Source organism: Caballeronia ptereochthonis, from assembly GCF_001545075.1.
Classification (GTDB): domain Bacteria; phylum Pseudomonadota; class Gammaproteobacteria; order Burkholderiales; family Burkholderiaceae; genus Caballeronia; species Caballeronia ptereochthonis.
Map to the genome: position 1 here is coordinate 19,447 of NZ_FCOB02000009.1, position 20,203 is coordinate 39,649.

Below are 20,203 nucleotides of genomic sequence, written 5' to 3' on the forward strand. Positions count from 1 at the left end.
GGGAAGCACAACTGGTCATGTTTCACGGAGCATGTGTCGATTTCATGACTCCGGAAACGATAGGCATTTCGTATGAATTGACGGGCGACGCGGGATCGCTCAGGGAGACTTCATGACGGTGTGGGTCGAGGTTGCGTTGCAATCGCATCGCTCGGATGACGGAACGCCCGGCCGGCTCGTGGCCGCGCTGGAGCAGATACCCGCATTCGCCGGTGCAACGTCCGTTCGCACGCGGCTTGCCGCACGGGATATCCCGCTGAAGCCGCCGGGCTGGCGGCTGTCGGTCGAAACGCTCGACGGCGCGCGACTTTTGTGCGCGGTGCAGGAGGAAAGCACGCCGATGCCCGGCTTCACGCGCTATCGGACCTTCGCGCGGCCCGCGGGCGAGGATCTGGCGGCGTCGCTGCGCGAATTCGCCGAAGCCGAGGAGGCGTTGCGGGGACCGCTTGCGAAGGCGCATCGGTTCGTCGCGCCGGATACCGCCGTGACGCTCGAAGGCGACAGCGGCGAGACGGTCGCCGTGCCGGATCGGAGGCCGGAGCCCGAGGGCGAAGTCGAGCGTGTCGAATGGCGCATCGGCGCGGGCGGCGCGGACATTCTCGCGACGCTCGAAACGTGCGAAGGAGGGCGGCCGGAACTGCGCCTCGCGGCGCCGGCGGCGAACGGCTCGCTCGATGCGGTCTTCACGCTCGCGGGCGAAGTCATCGACGCGGCGCCGTTTTTCATCGCGCCGGGCGAAGCACATGAGCCGGAGAGCCAGCCCGTACATGCGGCGAAGCTCGATCTGCCGCGCTCGGCGACGCGCCGCGAGGCGTTCGTCGCGATCGCGGCGTCGGTGGCCGGGCAGTGGTTCGGCAATGAGGACGCGGCGCGCGCGGGTCTCGGCGCCGAGCACGTGCATCAGCTGCGCGTAGCACAGCGGCGGCTGAAGACGCTTCTGAAGCTGTTTCGCGACGATGTCGACGACACCTGGAACACGCGCATCGCGCCCGATCTGAAGTGGTTTGGCGACCTGCTCGCCGATGCACGCGACTGGGACGTGTTCACCGACAAGACGCTTGCCGCCTACGCCGACTCGGACGACAACCCCGCGCGCTGGCAGGCGCTCATCGCCGCCGCCGACGTGAAGCGCCGCGTCGCGCGCGACACCGTGCGCGACGCGCTGGCGTCGAAGCGATACGCGCGTCTCACGCTCGCGTTCATCGAATGGCTCGCGCGTTTCGCGTCGCAGGAGGACGAAAAGCCGATGCGGTTCGTGAGCTACGCCGAGAAACGCATGCGCAAGGACTATCGGCGCATCGCGCGCGTGCCCGATCTCGTTTCGCTCGAAGCGCGCGAGCGGCATCGCGTGCGCATTCACGCGAAGCGTCTGCGCTATGCGCTCGAATTCTTCCGCTCGGTCACGTCGCGGCGCACGCGCAAGGAAACCGCGAGCCTCCTCGGCGAATTGCAGACCGTGCTCGGCGAAGCGAACGACGCGGCCGTCGCCGCAGACCGGCTCGCGTCCATTCCCGAAGCCACCGATTACCAGCGCGGTTTCGCGCGCGCGTGGGGCGCGGCATCGGCGCGCAAGGACGCGCAGGAGGGCGAGCGGCTGCTGCGCTCGATGCGTCGTCCGCGCGTGAAGGCGTCGCTATAATGCGCCACGCTTTCATTGTTTCGGCACGATTCCCAGAGGCGACAGATGACGAAGACCGAATCGCCCGCGACTCATGATCCGCTGGAACTCGGTGGCTCCGTATGGCTGAAGAGCGGCACGGAGACGCTCGGCGGCGCGGCGCGCATCGCGCTTCTGGCCGCGATTCGCGACTCGGGATCGATCACCGCGGCGGCGAAGGTCGTCGGCATGAGCTACAAGGCGGCGTGGGATGCCGTCGATACGATGAACAACCTGGCCGGCGAGCCGCTCGTCATGACCGCGAGCGGCGGCAGGGGCGGCGGCGGCACGAAGCTCACGCCCGCCGCGCTGCGTCTCATCGAGACCTATCGGGCGGTCGAGCGCGAGCATCGAAAATTTCTGCAACGGGCCGGCGCCGCCATCGAAGGCTTCGCCCACGACTGGCAACTGATCGGGAGACTGGGAATGAAAACGAGCGCACGCAATCAACTGGCCGGCAAGGTGACGAAGGTCACGCGCGGCGCGGTCAACGACGAAATCGAACTCGGCCTGCCGGGCGGCCAGACGATCGTCGCGGTGGTCACGCACGAAAGCACTCAATCGCTCGGCCTGAAGGAAGGCAGCGACGCGGTTGCGCTCATCAAGGCGTCGTGGGTGATGCTGATGGAGGACACGAGCGCGAAGCTGTCGGCGCGCAATCAGTTGCGCGGAACGGTTGCCAGCGTGACGAAGGGTGCGGTGAACGCCGAAGTGACGCTGTCGCTCGACGACGCCACGACCGTCACCGCGATCATCACGAATCAGAGCGTCGACACGCTCGGGCTCGCGCAGGGTCAGAAAGCCGTGGCGGTGATCAAGGCGTCGAGCGTGATCATTGGCGTGAACGACTGAGTTTCACGCATGGACGCGGGGGGGGGGGCCGTGTCAGGCGGCCGCCCGCTGTTCCGGCTGAAGTTCCGTGCGGCGCTCGGGCGCGCGATAGAGCTTCGCCTTCCAGCTCGCCCGCACGTAAGGACGCTCGTGGCCCGAAAGCCCGAGCGCGATTTCGGTGATCCAGTGCTGAGTCGGCACCGGCACGCCGTGCAACGCGACGACTACCGCCGCAAGGCTCGCCGCGACGGGCGTCGGCGCGAGCCTGCCGGACTCGGCCCGCCACGCGATGCGCACGAACGCCAGCGCGACCAGCGCGCCGAGCGCGCAGCCTGCCACTACCTCCGAGATCGAATGCGCGTCGAGCACGACGCGCGACACACCGACCCACACCCCCAGCAACAGTCCGGCCGCCACGCCGAGCGCCCGCACCGCGGCGCGCGCGGGCAGCAGCGCGACGAATATCGCGACGGGAAGCACCGCCGTGGACATCAGCGCATGTCCGCTGATGCCGGTGAAGTCGAGATTGCGCAGGCCGATTCCCCAGCCGATGAACGCGATCTTGCTCAACGCGACGAGACCGCTCGCCGCGCCGAGCAGCGCAAGCCAGGCGCAAGCGTACTTCCAGCGATAGCCAAGCGCGAGCCAGGCCGCGACGATGAGCGCCACGGGGCCCATGACGCCGACGCTGCCGAATGAAGTGATCGATATCCAGGCGGAAACAGGTAAGTCCACGTTCATTGGTATTCTTGGGAATAGGGGTTGCTGCAGTGCGGCAGCCAGGCACGAATCGGCACAGTCGATTGGCACACTTGAACCGGGTTGCCGCGAATCCTCAGCAGTATACCGTTTGGGAACATACCGAATTATGCGACATTGCCCAAAGATACTTGTCGGTTACATCGCGTAACTTTCGTTTAATTTTGCCTTTTTTGTTGAATTGCTGTTAATTCATCCCGATATGTAAGAGAAGGATGCGCACTGCCGGAACGATTTGGTGTTATTGTGCAATGCACAACCGGGCGCGGGTTTTTTGCCTGCGCCGTCCGATTGCATGTTTGTAGAGGATCCAGCCGAATGTCGAAAAGCCTTACCAAGCTCTGGTTGCGCGGCTTGAGACGCCTGGTCGCCAACCAAGTGGAAGCGATTCGCGTACCCAAACCGCGGGCGGCGACCAAGCCCACGCGCGCGAAGACCGTCAAGTCGAAACTGAAGTCGGGTGCCGCCAAGGCGGCGACGCCCCGCGCCGGCGGCGCGCGTCCGGCGATGCGCGAATCGCGCGTGCGTCCGCGCGCGTCCGCATGGGCGCGCGGGAAGTGGGCGCGCTCGTATCACTCGGCTCCGCCGACGGCGGGACGCCTTATCAACCACCTGTCCTACGCGCTTTACACGCCGCCGAAGACCGGTCCGGAGCCCTTGCCTCTCGTCGTCATGCTGCATGGCTGCAAGCAGAACGCCGACGACTTTTCGCAGGGCACGCGCATCAACCTGCTCGCCGACAAGTACGGATTCGCCGTGCTGTATCCCGAGCAGTCCAAGCATGAGCACGCGCACCGCTGCTGGCACTGGTACGACGATTCCGGCAGCGGAGGCGGCGAGGCCGCCTCGGTGGTGTCGCTCGTGAAGGCGATGGTCGCGCAGCACGATTTCGACGAGGAGCGCGTGTATCTTGCCGGCATGTCGGCGGGCGCGGGGCTCGCCGCCTTGCTCGCGGTGCGCTATCCGCAGGTGTTCGCCGCCGTCGGCCTGCATTCGGGCGTGGTCTTCGGCGAGGCGCGCTCGGCCATCGGCGCGATGGACGTCATGCGCCGCGGCAGCCGCACCGATCCTGTCGCGCTGATCGACGCGGCCGTCGACGTTCGCGAGTATCCGGGCATGCCGGCCGTCATCGTGCATGGCGAGCTGGATTCGGTCGTCACGCCCGCCAACGCCGAGCAACTGACCAAGCAATTCCTCCGGCTCAACGGGTTCATTGATGCCGTCGGGAATCGCCGTGCGGGGGAAACGCGTCAGGAAACGAACCCCGATGGCGTCGTGAGCGACCACTTCAAGAACGGCCGGCGCGTGGTGAAGACCGCGATCGTCCGCGGACTCGGCCATTCATGGGCCGGCGGTGACGATACGGTGGCGTTCCACTCGTCGAAAGGGCCGGATTCGTCCGCAGTGATGTGGGAGTTCTTCAAGCACCAGCGGCGCTCCAGCGAGGCCACGCGCGATGCGTTCGTCGCCTGAGATGCGGCGGGCAGCGTTTCGAGTGTTGCAAATTAGTATCAGCGTTCTAGCACGCGGGGCTGGCGTTGTATCAGGGATTACCCTATAATTGCTCTCATAGGTAGTAACCCTAGTATTCCAGCGAGGCCCACCATGTTCCTGCTAAGCCGCATTTTCCTGTTCCTGACCAAGTCCGCCGACGAGCGCGATCGTGCGCGCGACGACGCGTATCTCGCCGAAGCCACGGACATCTACGATCTCGAATATCGTATGAAGAAGCTGGATCAACGCGCGACGGCACGTCATCCGTCGTGGATGTCGAACTAAGCAACATATGCGCGAAGCGCCGGGTTGTTTCCCGGTAGACTCCTGAATCGCGAGCGGAAAGCCGGCCCATGGCCGGCTTTCCCGTTTCCGTGCCTCGCGCGCCTAGATCACCTTCACGCGCACGTCCACGTTATTGCGCGTGGCGTTCGAGTACGGGCAGACCTTGTGCGCGGCATCGACGAGCGCTTGCGCGTCGGCGGCGCCGAGTCCCGGCAGCGAGACGCGCAGCTCGATATCCAGCCTGAAGCCGCCCGCGTCGTTCGGGCCGACGCCCACATCGGCGGTGACGGTCGTGTCGGCCGGCACCGCGCGCTTTTGCTGGCCGGCGACGAACTTCATCGCCGAAAGAAAGCACGCCGAATAACCCGCGGCGAACAGTTGTTCGGGATTCGTTCCCGGCGCGCCCGATCCGCCCAGTTCCTTCGGCGCGCTCAACTTCACATTCAGTTGCTCGTCCGAGGAAATCGCGCGGCCGTCACGTCCACCGGTGCTCGTTGCCGTTGCCTTGTACAGGATGCTCATCGTCTTTCTCCGTAGGTTCGTCGCCGTCTTGCGGCGCTGAAGGATTGGCGTTCGTTCGTCTTGCTGCGTCGACTACGGGGTTAAATATATCGCGATAATTATTAGTGTACAAATGAAATTATAACGATCGCACCGTTAGCGAGTCTCTATCAATCGCGGATCAACGGTCGAGATATTCGTTGAGTGACATACGCAGGCGCACGAGATCGCCCCGCAAACGCAGCATGGCGTCGATGTCGGAACCCGACGCGCAGTAGATTTCGGCCGGAATGTCGCGGGCGGATTGCTTGAGTTCGCGTCCGGCGTCCGTCAGCCGGATATGCACCTGCCGCTCATCCTCGACGCCGCGCACGCGCTCGACATAGCCCTGCGCTTCGAGCCGCTTGAGGAGCGGCGTCATCGTCGCGGAATCGAGCGAAAGGCGCGTGGCGATTTCCTTGACGGTCAGGTCGTCGGATTCCCATAGGACGAGCATCGCCAGATATTGCGGATACGTCAGGCCGAGTTGCTCCAGCAAGGGCTTGTACGCCTTCGTCATCGCGAGCGAGGTCGAATACAGTGCGAAGCACAGTTGCTGATCGAGTTCGAGCGGGAATTCGGGCGGATCGTCGTGCGAAGTCATGGCGAGAGTGCAGAAGGCCGGGGTGGCCGATTCCGCTAGTGTACTTACAATGCTTCGCGCGCGAAGGATCGCCGCGCGCCACCGACGGCGCGCGGCATGCGGTCAGGCGTTGGGCGTGCCGGGCGCATCGGGAATGTCCGGCGCGTCCGGGGACTGCACGCCGAAGCAGCCGCGATAGGTCGCGTAGAACGAGCAGTAGAGCGCCGTCGTGACGAGGATGGACGCGGGCATCAGCACGGCGAGCGCCATCTCCTGGCCCGCGCCGAGCGCCTGCATCAGCGCGGTCAGCCCGAAGGACACCGCGAGCGCGATGGCGATCCACAGCACGCCGTAATAGATGAACGCGCCGCGGTTGCGCCAGCACGACACGAGGCTGAAGAACAGCGCCTTCGCGGGCGGCACGTCGTGCCAGGCGACGAGAATCGGCGCGAACCAGAACAGCATCGCGACCGGGATGTAGCATGCCATCGCGACGAGCACCGCCAGCGGGCTGAAGCTCGCCGCGACCGTTTCCGGATCGCCGGTCGGGCCGTCGCCCATCATGAGGCTGAGCAGCGTGCCGCCGTCCACGAGCGCGGATGCCGTGAAGATCACCGCCATCGCAACGATATACAGCGCGCCCAGCGCAAGCAGCCTGCGCGCGACGCCGCCGCCGTACGAGCGAAAGCCGTCGACGAGAATGGTCGGCCAGACCGGCTTGCCCGCGATCGTGTTGCGGCACGCCGCCATGAAGCCGACCGCGACGCCCGGAATGAACAGGAGCGGCAGCACCGGGCCGACGAGCGGCACGCGCGAGATCAGCGTCATCACGAACAGATAGGCGAAGAACACCGTGAGAAACGCAAACGGGTTGCGGCGGAACAGCCAGATGCCCTGGCGGAACCACACGTAGCCGGTCTTGGCGGGAACTTCGATCAGTCGCATAAAGTTGGTCAGCGTTGGGCGGAAGAGGCGGGGGCGGCAGCGGCTTTGACGCGTTCGCTCAGAATGCGTTCGAAATGGCCGGGATCGTGCGCCTTCAGCATCTGCGCCTCGCGCGGACGATGGAAGTCATAGAGGCGCGAAACCCAGAAGCGCATCGCGCCGGCGCGCAGCATGTCGTTCCAGTGGCGCTCCTCGGCCGGCGTGAAGGGGCGCACGGTCTGATAGGCGCGCAGCATCGCGTCCACGCGCGCGGGATCGAGCGCGCCGGTCGCGAGGTCGATGCACCAGTCGTTCACCGTCACGGCCACGTCGAAGAGCCATTTGTCGACGCCCGCGAAGTAGAAGTCGAAGAAGCCGCCCAGACGCGCGTGCTCCTTACCGTGCGCGAACAGCACGTTGTCGCGGAACAGGTCGCAATGGCACGGGCCTTCCGGCAGCGATGCATAGTCCGCCGAACCGAAGAACGCGGCCTGATGGGCGAGTTCGCCTTCGAAGAGTACGCGCTGCTCGCGGCTCAGGAATCCGACGATCGACGGCGCCTTCTCCTGCCACCAGGACAGGCTGCGCAGATTCGGCTGATGCCGCGGAAAATCGCGTCCCGCGAGATGCAGGCGCGCGAGCATCTGCCCGACTTCGACGCAGTGCGCCGGCGTGGGCCCGAGTTCGGGCGCGCCCTCGAGCTTCGTCACGATGGACGTGGGTTTGCCATGCAGCATGCCGAAGAGCGAGCCGTCGCGGCGCGGCATCGGATCGGGCACCGGCACGCGATGCGACGCAAGATGCCGCATCAGATCCAGATAGAAGGGAAGCTGCGCGGCGGTGAGGTTCTCGAAGATCGTGAGCACGTATTCGCCGTGCGTCGTCGTGAGAAAGAAATTGCTGTTCTCGATGCCCGACTGGATGCCGCGAAATTCGACGACATCGCCGAGATCGTAGTCTTGCAGCCAGTCGCGGAGCTCGGCGTTGGTGACGGGGGTGAATACGGCCATGCAGGAAACATCGGTCAGGTTGGACGGCCCGCAGCGGGCCTACGAATGGCGGCGCGAGGCAGGAAGCCGCGGCGCCGCGAGGAAGCGACCCGCGCGCGAGCTGCGGGTCCGAAGCAATCTTACGGGATCAATAGTGCAGGTTGATCGACGGCAGACGCGTGCTGGCCTTGCCGTTGTCGCGCACTTGCGGCGACGTGTCGGCGGGCGCGCTCATCTGGTAGCGCGTGCCGAAGTTCGAACGCACGTCGATTTCGACGGGCTTGCCCTTGTCGCGATATTCGGTGATCTCGGTGCCGTTGGTGCTCAGTTCGTGGTAGCTCGGGATGCGCGGCGGCGAGATCTCGACTTTCGAGCTGACGTTGGCGGGCGGACGATTGATGGCTTTCAGGTCCGGAAGGCCCGCGGCCTCTTCCTGCGACATTTGCCTGGCCGCCGGTTGAGCGGCTTGCTGCGCCGGCTGCGCGAATGCGCCGAGGCTTGCTGCGGCGAGGACTGCCGCGGCGGCGGCGCAAAGGTGCGGCTTCATGATGGTTCTCCAGGCGATGGCCGGATTCTAGCAAAACGATTGCTGACTCAGTGCAACGCCTTATTTTGCGCCGGTTTCGGGATTTTGACGTTGCGCCGAAAAAAGGTGTTGCAAGGTGTTATCGCACGCACTCATGCGATGAGGGGCTTCATGGTCCGCGCATTCATCCGTGTTAATGTCGATTCATTACGAGGGCATTGAAGAAAGACACAAGATCATGACAAACGACCGGACTCAAAGCACGCAGGGCACACCCGCCAACGATTTTCCGACCGAATCCTTCGAGGATCCCGTCGCGGCCGTCACGCGGCTCTCCGCGATCTATGAAGCGAATACCGCGTTCCTGCGCGATGCGTTCGCGCGCTACCGGCGCAACGAGCAGTTCACGCATCGCGTGCGCGCGTGCTATCCGTTCATCCGCGTGCGCACCGAGCTGAACACGCAGATCGACTCGCGGCGCTCGTATGGTTTCGTAGCAGGCCCTGGCATCTACGAGACGACGCTCACGCGCCCCGATCTCTTCGGCGACTACTATCGCGAGCAACTGCGGCTGCTGGCGAAGAACCATCATGTGGGCATCGAAGTGGGCGTGTCGGCGCAGCCGATTCCGATCCACTTCGCGTTTGCCGAGGGCATTCACCTCGAAGGCGATCTCGACCGCGACCGCCTGCTCGCGATGCGCAATATCTTCGATACGCCCGACCTCGCGCTGCTCGACGATCGCATCGTCAACGGCACGTACGAGCCGGGCCCGGGCGAGCCGCATCCGCTCGCGCTGTTCACGGCGGCGCGCGTGGATTTCTCGCTGCATCGGCTGCGGCACTATACGGCGACCTCGCCGACGCATTTCCAGAACTACGTGCTGTACACGAACTATCAGTTCTACATCGACGAGTTCGTGAAGCTCGGCCGCACGATGATGTCGCGCGCCGACGACGAGGAAACCCGCGCGTATCGCAGCGAGTATTCGTCGTTCGTCGAGCCGGGCGACGTCATCACGTATAACGCCAATCTCGGCGAGCAGCCCGAAGAAGGCACGCCGCCCGCGCGCCTGCCGCAGATGCCCGCCTATCACCTGAAGCGCGCGGACGGCAGCGGCATCACCATGGTGAACATCGGCGTGGGGCCGTCGAACGCGAAGACGATCACCGATCACATCGCCGTGCTGCGTCCGCATGCATGGATCATGCTCGGGCACTGCGCGGGCCTGCGCAACACGCAGCGTCTCGGCGATTACGTGCTCGCGCACGGCTATGTGCGCGAAGATCACGTGCTCGACGACGATCTGCCGCTGTGGGTGCCGGTGCCCGCGCTGGCCGAAGTGCAGGTCGCGCTGGAAAAAGCAGTCGCGCAAGTCACGCAGCTCGAAGGCACGGAGCTCAAGCGCGTGATGCGCACGGGCACGGTCGCGAGCGTCGATAACCGCAACTGGGAGCTGCGCGATCATCGCGAGCCGGTGCGGCGGTTGTCGCAGAGCCGCGCGGTCGCGCTCGATATGGAAAGCGCGACGATCGCCGCGAACGGGTTCCGCTTCCGCGTACCGTATGGAACGCTGCTATGCGTGTCGGACAAGCCTCTGCATGGCGAGCTGAAGCTGCCCGGGATGGCCGATCAGTTCTATCGGGCGCAAGTGGATCAGCACTTGCAGATCGGCGTGAAAGCGATGGAGCTGTTGCGCATGAACGGCCTGTCGAAACTGCATAGCCGGAAGCTGCGCAGCTTCGCGGAAGTCGCGTTTCAGTGATTCATCGAACCTGAAAACGAAGCGAGCGGCTTCGACAGCCGCCCGCTTCGAGTCACGATCACAGATAGAACATCCGATCCTCGTCCGACTTGCTTTCCGCCGGCTGCTCGACCGCTTCTTCGCGGTCTTCATAGAACCGCAGCACGGCATCGAGCACCTGATCCGGATCGTCGATCACCTGCATCAGATCGAGATCCTTCGGGCTGATCACGCCGTTGGTCAGAAGCGTGTTCTTGAACCAGTCGAGCAGGCCCGCCCAGAACTCGGCGCCGACGAGCACGATCGGCACATGGCGCGACTTCTTCGTCTGGATGAGCGTGAGCACTTCGGCGAGCTCGTCGAGCGTGCCGAATCCGCCGGGCATCACCACGACCGCGTCCGAGTTCTTCACGAACGTGACCTTGCGCGTGAAGAAGTGGCGGAAGCGCAGCGAGATGTCCTGCCATTGATTGCCCGACTGTTCGTGCGGCAGTTCGATATTCAGGCCCACCGAAGGCGACTTGCCCGCGTGCGCGCCCTTGTTCGCCGCCTCCATGATGCCCGGCCCGCCCCCCGAGATGACGGCGAAGCCCGCGTCGGAGAATTTCTGTGCGATTTCGATCGTGAGCTGATAGTACGGCGACTCCGGTTTCAGGCGTGCCGAACCATAGATGCTGATGGCAGGGCGGATCTCCGAGAGGTACTCGGTCGCCTCGATAAACTCTGCCATAATCGTGAACATCTGCCACGATGCGCGAGCCTTCTTGGCCGTCGCGCGCTCTTGATCTGCGAGCGATCGCAGACTCGGAATCACTTTTCTCTTGTTCATAATGCCTGAAGAACTAAGTCTTGAAGGTAAGACCCTGCTATTGGTCGACGGTTCTAGTTACTTGTACCGGGCCTACCATGCGATGCCGGATCTGCGCGGCCCCGACGGCGGGCCCACCGGCGCACTGTATGGGATGGTCAACATGCTGCGGCGCCTGCGCCGCGAAACCAATGCAGAGTATAGCGCGTGCGTGTTCGACGCCAAGGGCAAGACGTTCCGCGACGACTGGTACGCCGAGTACAAGGCGAATCGCCCCTCGATGCCGGAAGACCTCTCCAGACAGATCGAGCCCATCCACGTCGCGGTGCGCGCGCTCGGCTGGCCGCTCGTGATGATCGAAGGCGTCGAGGCCGACGACGTCATCGGCACGCTCGCGGTCGAGGCCGAGAAGCGCGGCATGAAGGTGATCGTGTCGACGGGCGACAAGGATCTGGCTCAGCTCGTGACGGATCATGTCACCCTCATCAATACGATGACCAACGAAACGCTGGACCGCGCGGGCGTGCTGGCGAAGTTCGGCGTGCCGCCCGAGCGGATCGTCGACTATTTGTCGCTCATCGGCGATACGGTCGACAACGTGCCGGGCGTCGAGAAATGCGGGCCCAAGACGGCGCTCAAATGGCTCACGCAATACGAAACCCTTGATGGCATCGTAGAACATGCCGGCGAGATCAAAGGTGCGGTAGGAGACAATCTGCGCAAGGCTCTGGACTTCCTGCCGATGGCCAGAAAGCTCGTTACCGTACACACGGAATGCGATCTCACTTCGCAGATCGAGTCGATCGAAGGCACGCTCGCGAGCCGTCCCGAGTCGCGCGACGAACTGCGCGACGTGTTCATGCGTCACGGCTTCAAGACCTGGCTGCGCGAAATCGAGATCGCCGATGCGGTCGAAGGCCCGACCGATACGCCGCCTGCCGAAGTCACGGAGATCGTGCATCACTACGAGACGGTGCAGACGTGGGAGCAGTTCGATGAATGGCTGAAGCGCATCAACGAAGCGGAGATCACGTCGTTCGACAGCGAGACCACCTCGCTCGATCCGATGACCGCGCAGATCGTCGGCATGTCGATCTCGGTCGAGCCGGGACACGCGGCCTATATTCCGGTCGCGCATCGCGGACCGGATGCGCCCGTGCAGTTGCCGCGCGATGAAGTGCTCGCGAAGCTGAAGCCCTGGCTCGAGGATCCATCGAAGAAGAAGGTCGGCCAGCATCTGAAGTACGACGAGCAGGTGCTCGCCAGCTATGGCATCGAGATGCGCGGCGTCGAGCACGACACGCTGCTGCAATCGTACGTGCTGGAATCGCATCGTCCGCACGACATGGACAACCTCGCGCTGCGCCATCTCGGCGTGAAGACGATCAAGTACGAGGACGTCGCGGGCAAGGGCGCTTCGCAGATCGGCTTCGATGAAGTGCCGCTCGACAAGGCATCGGAGTATGCAGCCGAAGATGCCGATATCACACTGCGTCTGCATCACGCGCTTTATCCGCAAGTGGCGCGGGAGGAAGGCTTGCTGCGCGTGTATCGCGACATCGAGATTCCGACGTCCCGCGTGCTGCGCAAGATGGAACGCAACGGCGTACTGATCGATCGCGAGAAGCTCGATGCGCAGAGCAACGAGATCGCGAAGCGTCTCATCGATCTGCAGGCGCAGGCGTACGAGCTCGCGGGCGGCGAATTCAATCTCGGTTCCCCGAAGCAGATCGGCCAGATCTTCTTCGAGAAGCTGCAACTGCCGGTCGTGAAGAAGACGCCGAGCGGTGCGCCTTCCACCGATGAAGAAGTGCTGCAGAAACTCGCGGAAGACTATCCGTTGCCGAAGGTGCTGCTCGAACATCGCGGGCTGTCGAAGCTCAAGTCCACGTACACGGACAAGCTGCCGCGCATGGTGAATGCATCCACGGGACGCGTGCATACGAACTATGCGCAGGCAGTCGCCGTGACGGGGCGGCTGTCGTCGAACGAGCCGAACCTGCAGAACATCCCGGTGCGCACGGGCGAAGGCCGGCGCATTCGCGAGGCGTTCATCGCGCCGCCGGGCAGCAAGATCGTGTCCGCCGATTACTCGCAGATCGAGCTGCGCATCATGGCGCACATCTCCGGCGACGAATCGCTGATGCGCGCGTTCAAGGAAGGCGAGGACGTGCACCGCGCGACCGCATCGGAAGTGTTCGGCGTCACCCCGATCGAAGTATCGAGCGATCAGCGCCGTATCGCGAAGGTCATCAACTTCGGCCTGATCTACGGCATGAGCTCGTTCGGTCTCGCGTCGAATCTCGGCATCACGCGCGATGCGGCCAAGCTCTATATCGACCGCTACTTCACGCGTTATCCGGGCGTCGCGGCGTACATGGAAAACACGCGCACGAGCGCGAAGGCGAACGGCTTCGTCGAGACGGTGTTCGGCCGACGCTTGTGGCTGCCGGAGATCAATGGCGGAAGCGGCCCGCGCCGTCAGGCGGCGGAGCGCGCGGCCATCAATGCGCCGATGCAGGGCACGGCCGCCGACCTCATCAAGATGTCGATGATCGCCGTGCAGGACTGGCTCGAAGCGTCGGGCATCGGCGCGAAGATGATCATGCAGGTCCACGACGAACTCGTGCTCGAAGTGCCCGAGGAGGCGCTTCCCGAAGTCAGGAAGCGTTTACCTGAACTGATGTGCGGCGTCGCGAAGCTCAAGGTGCCGCTCGTCGCGGAAGTGGGCGTGGGCAACAACTGGGAAGAAGCGCACTGAGGGCTCACTGAAATACTTTTCGCAAGGCATGCGTGGCGCGTGTCGCGTATGCCCGACATGTTGGTGACGCGCTTGTGACTGTCGCCGAAGCTCACGCACAATAGTTCATCGAGCAAGGAAGGTACGAACGCCGATGTAGCAGGTTCACGTCGTCGAATATAAAGGCACAGGGAGAGTTCCATGCATCGCTTCATCATCGTCGGCGGAGGGGCCGGCGGTCTCGAACTCGCGACTCGTCTCGGCGACCGTTTCGGCTCGACGGACGGCAAGGCGCCGCCACGCGCGCAAGTCACGCTCGTGGACCGCAACCCGACGCATATCTGGAAGCCGCTTCTGCATGAAGTCGCTGCGGGCAGCATGGACCCGTTCACGCAGGAGCTCGAATACGCCGCGCAAGCCTTGTGGCACGGCTTCGAATTCCAGCAGGGCGAACTGGTCGGGCTGGATCGCGCGAACAAGCGCATCAAAATCGGCGCGCTGCGCGACGAGGAAGCGGGCGAGCTCTTGCCCGAGCGCGAGCTGGAATACGATACGCTCGTCATCGCCATCGGCAGCACGACGCATTTCTTCGGCGTCGAAGGCGCGCAGGAAAACTCCATCGCGCTCGATACCGTCGGTCAGGCCGAGCTCTTTCGCAAGCGGCTGATTGCGGCTTGCATGCGCGCCGAGCACTTCACGCCGGAGCCGGTCGCGGCGGGCGTGGAGAACGGTGAGGGCGAGCCGGACGTCGATCCGGCGCCGCGCATTCAGGTGGCGATCGTCGGCGCCGGCGCGACAGGCGTCGAATTGTCGGCGGAACTGCGCAACACCGCGCAGGTGCTTTCCGCGTACGGATTGCACAAACTCGATCCGAAGCATGACATCGGCATCGTGCTGATCGAGGCCGGGCCGCGCATTCTGCCCGCGTTGCAGGAGCGCGTCTCGGCGGCGACGGCCGAGCTGCTCACCAAGCTGGGCGTCAAGCTGATGACGGGCGAAACCGTCGCGCAAGTCTCGCGCGATTCGATCCGCACCGCGAGTGGCAAGACGATCCGCGCGAACCTCACGGTGTGGGCGGCGGGCATCAAGGCGCCCGCGATCCTTTCCAATCTCGACGGCCTGCCGACCAACCGTCTCGGGCAGTTGATCGTGCGCCGCACGCTGCAGACCGAAATCGACGACAACGTCTTCGCGCTCGGCGACTGCGCCGCGTGCCCCTGGCCCGGCAACGAACGCAACGTGCCGCCGCGCGCGCAGGCCGCGCATCAGCAGGCGAGCTTTCTGTTCAAGTCGTTCGAGCGGCTTTTGCAGGGCAAGCCGCTGCCCGATTACACGTATCGCGATTTCGGCTCGCTGGTGTCGCTCGGGCATTACAGCGCGGTGGGCAATCTGATGGGCGGACTGATCGGCGGAAACATGCTGATCGAAGGGCTTTTCGCGCGCTTCATGTACATGTCGCTCTATCGGCTGCACATCGCGGCGCTGCACGGCTATGCGCGCATGGTGCTCGACACCGTCGCGCACTGGCTGCGCCGCTCCACCGCTCCCCGCGTGAAGCTGCACTGACGGAATAGATCGGGTGCGCCGTTCGTTCAAAGCTGTTTAGAATGGGCGGCGCGCGGGAAGCATCGCGCGAAAGGCGATGCGTCCTGTCGCGCGCCCGTTCATAGTCGTGCAGCGCCGCGCATCGTGACGCCTTGAACACGAGCGCGCGGTTTCCGGTTCAGTGCCGCAGGTCGGTTCGCCGCGCGGGGAAAGCGCAGCGCGCGAGCCCCGTGGCGCCTTGGCGGCCTTGCCGCGGGAGCTTCGTATGCTAGACCCAGAAGTCGAGAGCCTCATTCCGCACGTTCCGTTCGATCGGCGCACCTTCATCAAGGCAACCTTCGGCACCGGCTTCGCGGCCGCGGTGCTGCCGGTGTCCGCGCAAACCATCCACACCGACAGCGACGGCCTCGAAGCAGGCGCGATCGGCATTCGCGGAGCGGACGGCACACTCGTGCCGGCGTATCGGGCGCGGCCGTCGGGAAAGACGCATTTACCGGTCATCATCGTGATTCACGAGATTTTCGGCGTTCACGAGCATATCGCCGATGTGTGCCGGCGCTTCGCAAAGCGGGGTTATCTCGCCATCGCCCCCGATCTCTTCACGCGTCAGGGCGATGCATCGGCGTACAAGTCGATGCAGCAGCTGAACGAGCAACTGGTGTCGAAGGTGCCGGATTCGCAGGCGATCTCCGATATCGACCAGACCGTGAAATGGGCGAGCGAGAACGGCGGCGATCCGAAGCGCGTCGGCATCACCGGGTTCTGCTGGGGCGGACGCATCACGTGGCTCTATGCCGAGCACAATCCCAATCTGAAGGCAGCGGTGGCGTGGTATGGGCGGCTCGCCGGCAACAAGACCGAGTACACGCCGAGCAATCCGATCGATCTTGCGAGTCAGCTCAAGGTGCCGGTGCTCGGACTATACGGACGGCAGGATCAGAGCATCCCGCAGGACACGATCGAGCAGATGAAGCAGGCCCTCGCCAACGATCCGCCGCCCGCGAAGAACTCGCAGTTCGTCGTCTATGACGACGCGCCGCATGCATTCTTCGCGGATTATCGTCCGAGCTACCGCAAGGCGGACGCCGAGGACGGCTGGAAGCGCGCGCTCGCGTGGTTCCGCGAGCACGGCGTCAAATAACGCGGTTCAGGGCTTCGGGCCGGTCGCGACGGGCCTGCCCGGATCGGCGCTCCATTCGCTCCACGAGCCGGGATAGAGCGCCGCGCCGTGGAGCCCCGCGATTTCCATCGCGAGCGCGTTGTGGCACGCCGTCACGCCCGAGCCGCATTGCAGGACGATGCGGTCCGGCGACGTCGTGCCGATCAGCGAGCTAAACGCCTCGCGCAACTCGTGCGCGGTCTTGAAGCGGCCTTCCGCCGTCAGGTTGTCCTTGAAGAAGTGATTGAGCGCGCCCGGAATGTGGCCGCCGACGGGATCGAGTGTCTCGTTCTCGCCGCGATAGCGGTCGGCGGCGCGCGCATCGATCAGCAGATGATCGCGCGTGCCGATGCTGCGCTCGATCGCCTGAGCGTCGATGGTCACCTGCAGCGGCGCGGCGGCCTTGAACGTGCCTTGGGCTTTCGGCGGCACGGCGGCATCGAGCGGCTTGCCCGCGGCTTCCCATGCCTGCAACCCGCCGTCGAGCAGCGCGACCGAGTCGTGCCCGAGCCAGCGCAGCAGCCACCAGAGACGCGCGGCGTACATGCCGCCCTGCGCGTCGTAGGCGACGACCTGCTGACCTTCGTTCAGCCCGAGGCTCGCGAGCCTGGCGACGAGCGCGGCTCGCTCCGGCAGCGGGTGGCGTCCGTTCGTGCCCGTCTTGACGCCCGACAGGTCGCGATCCAGATGGAGATAGTGCGCGCCGGGAATATGCCCTTTGGCGTAGGCCGCTTCGCCCGCTTCGGGGGCGGCTAGATCGAAGCGGCAATCGAAGACGAGCACGCTGCCGGGCGCGGCGGCGAGCCGCTCGGCGAGATTCGTCGCCGAGATGAGCGTGGTGTGGTGAGTGTGCGACATGACGGCTCCTGGATCGGCGCGTGTGATGCGAGGATGAGCCAATAGTCTAAAAGAAAAAACGGGCCCGAAAGCCCGTCTTTTCGTGATGACTGAACCGCGTTCAGATCGCCCCGAGTTGATGCCGCAGAAACTCGTGGAAATGCTGCATGCCCGATTCCATCGGGCTCTGGTACGGACCAACCTGGTTCTCGCCGCGCGACATCAGCGCGCGGCGGCCGGCGTCCATACGCTCGGCGATTTCATCGTCCTCACGCGCCGTTTCCATATAGGCAGCGCGCTCCGCCTCGATGAACTCACGCTCGAACAGCGCGATTTCCTCGGGGTAATAGAACTCGACGATGTTCGTCGTCTTCTGCGTGCCGTGCGGAATCAGCCACGACACGACCAGCACGTGCGGATACCACTCGATCATCAGACCGGGGTAGTACACCATCCAGATCGCGCCGAATTCGGGCGGCGTGCCGTTGCGGAAGCGCAGGACTTCGTCGTGCCACTTGCGGTAGGTCGGGCTGCCCGGCTTCTCCAGATTCTTGTGGACGCCGACGGTCTGCACGCTGTACCAGTCGCCGAATTCCCATTCGAGGTTGTCGCACGACACGAAGCTGCCGAGCCCCGGATGGAACGGCGCGACGTGATAGTCCTCCAGATAGACCTCGATGAAGGTCTTCCAGTTGTAGTTGCACTCGTGCACTTCGACGTGATCGAACATGAAGCCCGAAAAGTCGAAGTGGTGCGCCGTGCCCAGCTTCGCGAGATCGGCCGCGACGTTGCGGCCCTCGGCCTCGAAGAGCAGGCCTTGCCAGTTCTGCAGCGGCGTCTGGCCGAGATTCAGACAGGGCTTGTCGGCGAAATGCGGGGCGCCGAGCAGCTGGCCGTTCAGGTCGTAGGTCCAGCGGTGCAGCGGGCAGATGATGTTCTCCGCGCTGCCGCGGCCATTGAGCATGATCGCCTGACGATGGCGGCACACGTTCGACAGCAACTCGATATTGTTCTGCTGATTGCGAACGAGCACGCGCCCTTCGCCCTCGCCCGGAAGCGCGAAATAGTTTCCCGCTTCGGGAACCATGAGTTCGTGCCCGACGTAGCGTGGACCCTGCTTGAAAAGTGTGTCGAGTTCGCGCGTAAGAAGCGCTTCGTCAAAGTAAGCCGTGACTGGCAGCTGGCTGTGAAAAGCCTTCAGCTGCAATGCATTGCTCAGATTGGACATTCCCACTCCCGATGAAAACGTGAAAGCAGTGAACAACCCAACCATCGAAGATTCGATTTAGGGAGCCCGCGATTATACCGAAATCCCCCTCCTTGGGGTGCTTAAGGTCTTGATTTGGGTATAAATTGTCGCGAGAGTTCCGCGTAATCGCCCCGCAAACGCGTGCGGATGGCACGCCTCGAGGCGATTGACGGACAATGCCGGAAGGCAACGGTCACGGTTCGATGCGGACCGGACGCGGGTCGAAAATTTGGCTTTTGCCGTAGAATGTGCGACTTGGCTCCAAAAATTCAATTGCACATCACGATTCATGGCGAAAACCGCTGTCCAGGAAACAGGCGAGGCAACCGGCGCCGACGCGTCCAGCGCGGAGGCCGCACGGCTTCCGGAGAATTATGAAGCGGCCCTGGCCGAACTCGAATCACTCGTGGCGCGCATGGAAGAGGGCGCGTTGAGTCTCGAGGAATCGCTTGCGGCGTACCGTCGCGGCGCGGCGCTTGTGGGTTTTTGTCAACAGCAGCTCGAAAAAGTCGAGCAGCAGGTGCGCGTGCTCGACGGCGAGACGCTCAAGCCGCTGCCCGCCGAGGTACAGCGCGCCACCCAGGGTGCCGGAGCCACGAACGACAACGGGGACGACGACCTATGACCTTCGAACAATGGATGCGCGCGACGCTCGACCGCGTCGAGACGGCACTGGAGCACTATCTTCCCGGCGCGGACATCGCGCCCGCGCGTCTGCACGATGCCATGCGCTATGCCGTGCTGGGCGGCGGCAAGCGGGTGCGCCCGCTCCTCGTCCACGCGGCGGGCGAGCTGACCGGCGCGAGCGCGCAGGCGGTGGAAGCGGCGAGCGCTGCGCTGGAGATGATTCACGTCTACTCGCTGGTGCATGACGACATGCCCGCCATGGACGACGACGCACTGCGCCGGGGTAAGCCCACGGTACACATCCAATATGACGAAGCGACGGCACTGCTGGTCGGCGACGCGCTGCAATCGCAGGCCTTCGTCGCGCTGACGGCCGCGGACAATGGTCTGAACGACAGCCAGCAGGCCGCGCTGGTGCGCGAGCTGGCGCTCGCGAGCGGCTCGCTCGGCATGGCGGGCGGCCAGGCCATCGATCTGGAAAGCGTCGGCCGCAAGCTGTCGCGGCCCGAACTCGAGACGATGCACCGCAAGAAGACGGGCGCACTGCTGCGCGCGTCGGTGCGCATGGGCGCGCTCGCCGGCACGCATCCGGGTGCGGACGCGCTCGCCGCGCTCGACCAGTACGCCGCCGCGATCGGCCTCGCGTTCCAGGTGGTCGACGACATCCTGGACGTCACCGCCGATTCGGCGACGCTCGGCAAGACCGCCGGCAAGGACGCGCAGCACGACAAGCCGACCTACGTATCGATCATCGGGCTCGACGCGTCGCGCGAGCTCGCCGCGCAGCTCGGCCGCGACGCGCGCGCCGCCATCCGGATTTTCGGCGCGCGCGGCCAGCGTCTTGCCGAGCTTGCCGACCTGGTCGTGAACCGGGTGAATTGATTGTTGAACGCGTGACGAACCCCA

At 64.4% G+C, this 20,203-nt stretch carries 19 protein-coding genes; 10 read left to right on the top strand and 9 right to left on the bottom strand.

Annotated elements, in window-relative coordinates; translation table 11 throughout:
• Window positions 1-112 precede the first annotated feature (112 nt).
• Both AWB83_RS11200 and AWB83_RS11205 read left to right on the top strand, forming a co-directional pair.
• A complete protein-coding gene (locus AWB83_RS11200) occupies window positions 113-1,639 on the top strand; it encodes a CHAD domain-containing protein (protein ID WP_087045248.1) in 1,527 nt (508 codons plus the stop codon).
• Between the two features lie 45 nt (window positions 1,640-1,684).
• The gene (locus AWB83_RS11205; protein WP_087045250.1) at window positions 1,685-2,509 is read left to right on the top strand and encodes a TOBE domain-containing protein; all 825 of its coding nucleotides are present in this window, start codon (window positions 1,685-1,687) and stop codon (window positions 2,507-2,509) included.
• Window positions 2,510-2,542: 33 nt separating this feature from the next.
• Here AWB83_RS11205 and AWB83_RS11210 read toward each other — a convergent pair whose 3' ends face one another.
• A complete protein-coding gene (locus tag AWB83_RS11210) occupies window positions 2,543-3,229 on the bottom strand; it encodes a phosphatase PAP2 family protein (RefSeq protein ID WP_087045252.1) in 687 nt (228 codons plus the stop codon).
• Between the two features lie 336 nt (window positions 3,230-3,565).
• On the opposite strand from AWB83_RS11210, the gene AWB83_RS11215 reads away from it, so the two are divergent.
• Both AWB83_RS11215 and AWB83_RS11220 read left to right on the top strand, forming a co-directional pair.
• Window positions 3,566-4,720: an extracellular catalytic domain type 1 short-chain-length polyhydroxyalkanoate depolymerase gene (locus AWB83_RS11215; protein ID WP_087045254.1), complete on the top strand. Its 1,155-nt coding sequence runs from the start codon at window positions 3,566-3,568 to the stop codon at window positions 4,718-4,720.
• A 132-nt stretch (window positions 4,721-4,852) separates the two neighbouring features.
• Window positions 4,853-5,026 (top strand): DUF3563 family protein, encoded by a 174-nt coding sequence (locus AWB83_RS11220; RefSeq protein ID WP_087045256.1) that lies wholly within the window; start codon window positions 4,853-4,855, stop codon window positions 5,024-5,026.
• 102 nt (window positions 5,027-5,128) lie between these two features.
• Here AWB83_RS11220 and AWB83_RS11225 read toward each other — a convergent pair whose 3' ends face one another.
• The 5 genes from AWB83_RS11225 to AWB83_RS11245 all read right to left on the bottom strand — a co-directional run bounded on the left by AWB83_RS11225 (window position 5,129) and on the right by AWB83_RS11245 (window position 8,609).
• The gene (locus tag AWB83_RS11225; protein WP_087045258.1) at window positions 5,129-5,548 is read right to left on the bottom strand and encodes an organic hydroperoxide resistance protein; all 420 of its coding nucleotides are present in this window, start codon (window positions 5,546-5,548) and stop codon (window positions 5,129-5,131) included.
• A gap of 160 nt (window positions 5,549-5,708) precedes the next feature.
• The gene (locus AWB83_RS11230; RefSeq protein ID WP_087045260.1) at window positions 5,709-6,170 is read right to left on the bottom strand and encodes a MarR family winged helix-turn-helix transcriptional regulator; all 462 of its coding nucleotides are present in this window, start codon (window positions 6,168-6,170) and stop codon (window positions 5,709-5,711) included.
• Window positions 6,171-6,272: 102 nt separating this feature from the next.
• Window positions 6,273-7,094, bottom strand: coding sequence for a BPSS1780 family membrane protein (locus AWB83_RS11235; RefSeq protein ID WP_087045262.1), 822 nt, complete (start codon window positions 7,092-7,094; stop codon window positions 6,273-6,275).
• Between the two features lie 8 nt (window positions 7,095-7,102).
• Window positions 7,103-8,083, bottom strand: coding sequence for a homoserine kinase (locus AWB83_RS11240; protein WP_087045264.1), 981 nt, complete (start codon window positions 8,081-8,083; stop codon window positions 7,103-7,105).
• Window positions 8,084-8,210: 127 nt separating this feature from the next.
• A complete protein-coding gene (locus AWB83_RS11245; protein ID WP_087045266.1) occupies window positions 8,211-8,609 on the bottom strand; it encodes a hypothetical protein in 399 nt (132 codons plus the stop codon).
• 217 nt (window positions 8,610-8,826) lie between these two features.
• Between AWB83_RS11245 and AWB83_RS11250 the strand changes: the two genes are divergently transcribed.
• Window positions 8,827-10,353, top strand: a complete 1,527-nt coding sequence (locus AWB83_RS11250; protein WP_087045549.1) for an AMP nucleosidase — start codon at window positions 8,827-8,829, stop codon at window positions 10,351-10,353.
• A gap of 58 nt (window positions 10,354-10,411) precedes the next feature.
• Here AWB83_RS11250 and AWB83_RS11255 read toward each other — a convergent pair whose 3' ends face one another.
• Entirely contained in the window at window positions 10,412-11,161 is a 750-nt protein-coding gene (locus AWB83_RS11255) for an LOG family protein (protein ID WP_061171842.1), read from the bottom strand.
• 1 nt (window position 11,162) lies between these two features.
• Between AWB83_RS11255 and polA the strand changes: the two genes are divergently transcribed.
• From polA to AWB83_RS11270, 3 genes are all read left to right on the top strand, one after another.
• Window positions 11,163-13,901 carry a DNA polymerase I gene (gene polA, locus AWB83_RS11260; protein WP_087045268.1) on the top strand — a complete coding sequence of 913 codons (2,739 nt, stop codon included), beginning with the start codon at window positions 11,163-11,165 and terminating at the stop codon, window positions 13,899-13,901.
• A 180-nt stretch (window positions 13,902-14,081) separates the two neighbouring features.
• Window positions 14,082-15,446 (top strand): NAD(P)/FAD-dependent oxidoreductase, encoded by a 1,365-nt coding sequence (locus AWB83_RS11265; protein WP_087045270.1) that lies wholly within the window; start codon window positions 14,082-14,084, stop codon window positions 15,444-15,446.
• 244 nt (window positions 15,447-15,690) lie between these two features.
• Window positions 15,691-16,566: a dienelactone hydrolase family protein gene (locus AWB83_RS11270; RefSeq protein WP_087045272.1), complete on the top strand. Its 876-nt coding sequence runs from the start codon at window positions 15,691-15,693 to the stop codon at window positions 16,564-16,566.
• 6 nt (window positions 16,567-16,572) lie between these two features.
• Here AWB83_RS11270 and AWB83_RS11275 read toward each other — a convergent pair whose 3' ends face one another.
• The gene (locus AWB83_RS11275) at window positions 16,573-17,442 is read right to left on the bottom strand and encodes a sulfurtransferase (RefSeq protein WP_087045274.1); all 870 of its coding nucleotides are present in this window, start codon (window positions 17,440-17,442) and stop codon (window positions 16,573-16,575) included.
• A gap of 100 nt (window positions 17,443-17,542) precedes the next feature.
• Window positions 17,543-18,649, bottom strand: coding sequence for an aromatic ring-hydroxylating oxygenase subunit alpha (locus AWB83_RS11280; RefSeq protein WP_087045276.1), 1,107 nt, complete (start codon window positions 18,647-18,649; stop codon window positions 17,543-17,545).
• A 310-nt stretch (window positions 18,650-18,959) separates the two neighbouring features.
• Here AWB83_RS11280 and AWB83_RS11285 point away from each other — a divergent pair, with 310 nt between their 5' ends.
• The gene (locus AWB83_RS11285) at window positions 18,960-19,295 is read left to right on the top strand and encodes an exodeoxyribonuclease VII small subunit (protein WP_087045278.1); all 336 of its coding nucleotides are present in this window, start codon (window positions 18,960-18,962) and stop codon (window positions 19,293-19,295) included.
• On the top strand, window positions 19,292-20,179 hold the full coding sequence (locus AWB83_RS11290) for a polyprenyl synthetase family protein (protein ID WP_087045281.1): 888 nt from the start codon (window positions 19,292-19,294) through the stop codon (window positions 20,177-20,179). Before AWB83_RS11285 ends, AWB83_RS11290 begins: the two co-directional genes overlap by 4 nt.
• Window positions 20,180-20,203: the final 24 nt, after the last annotated feature.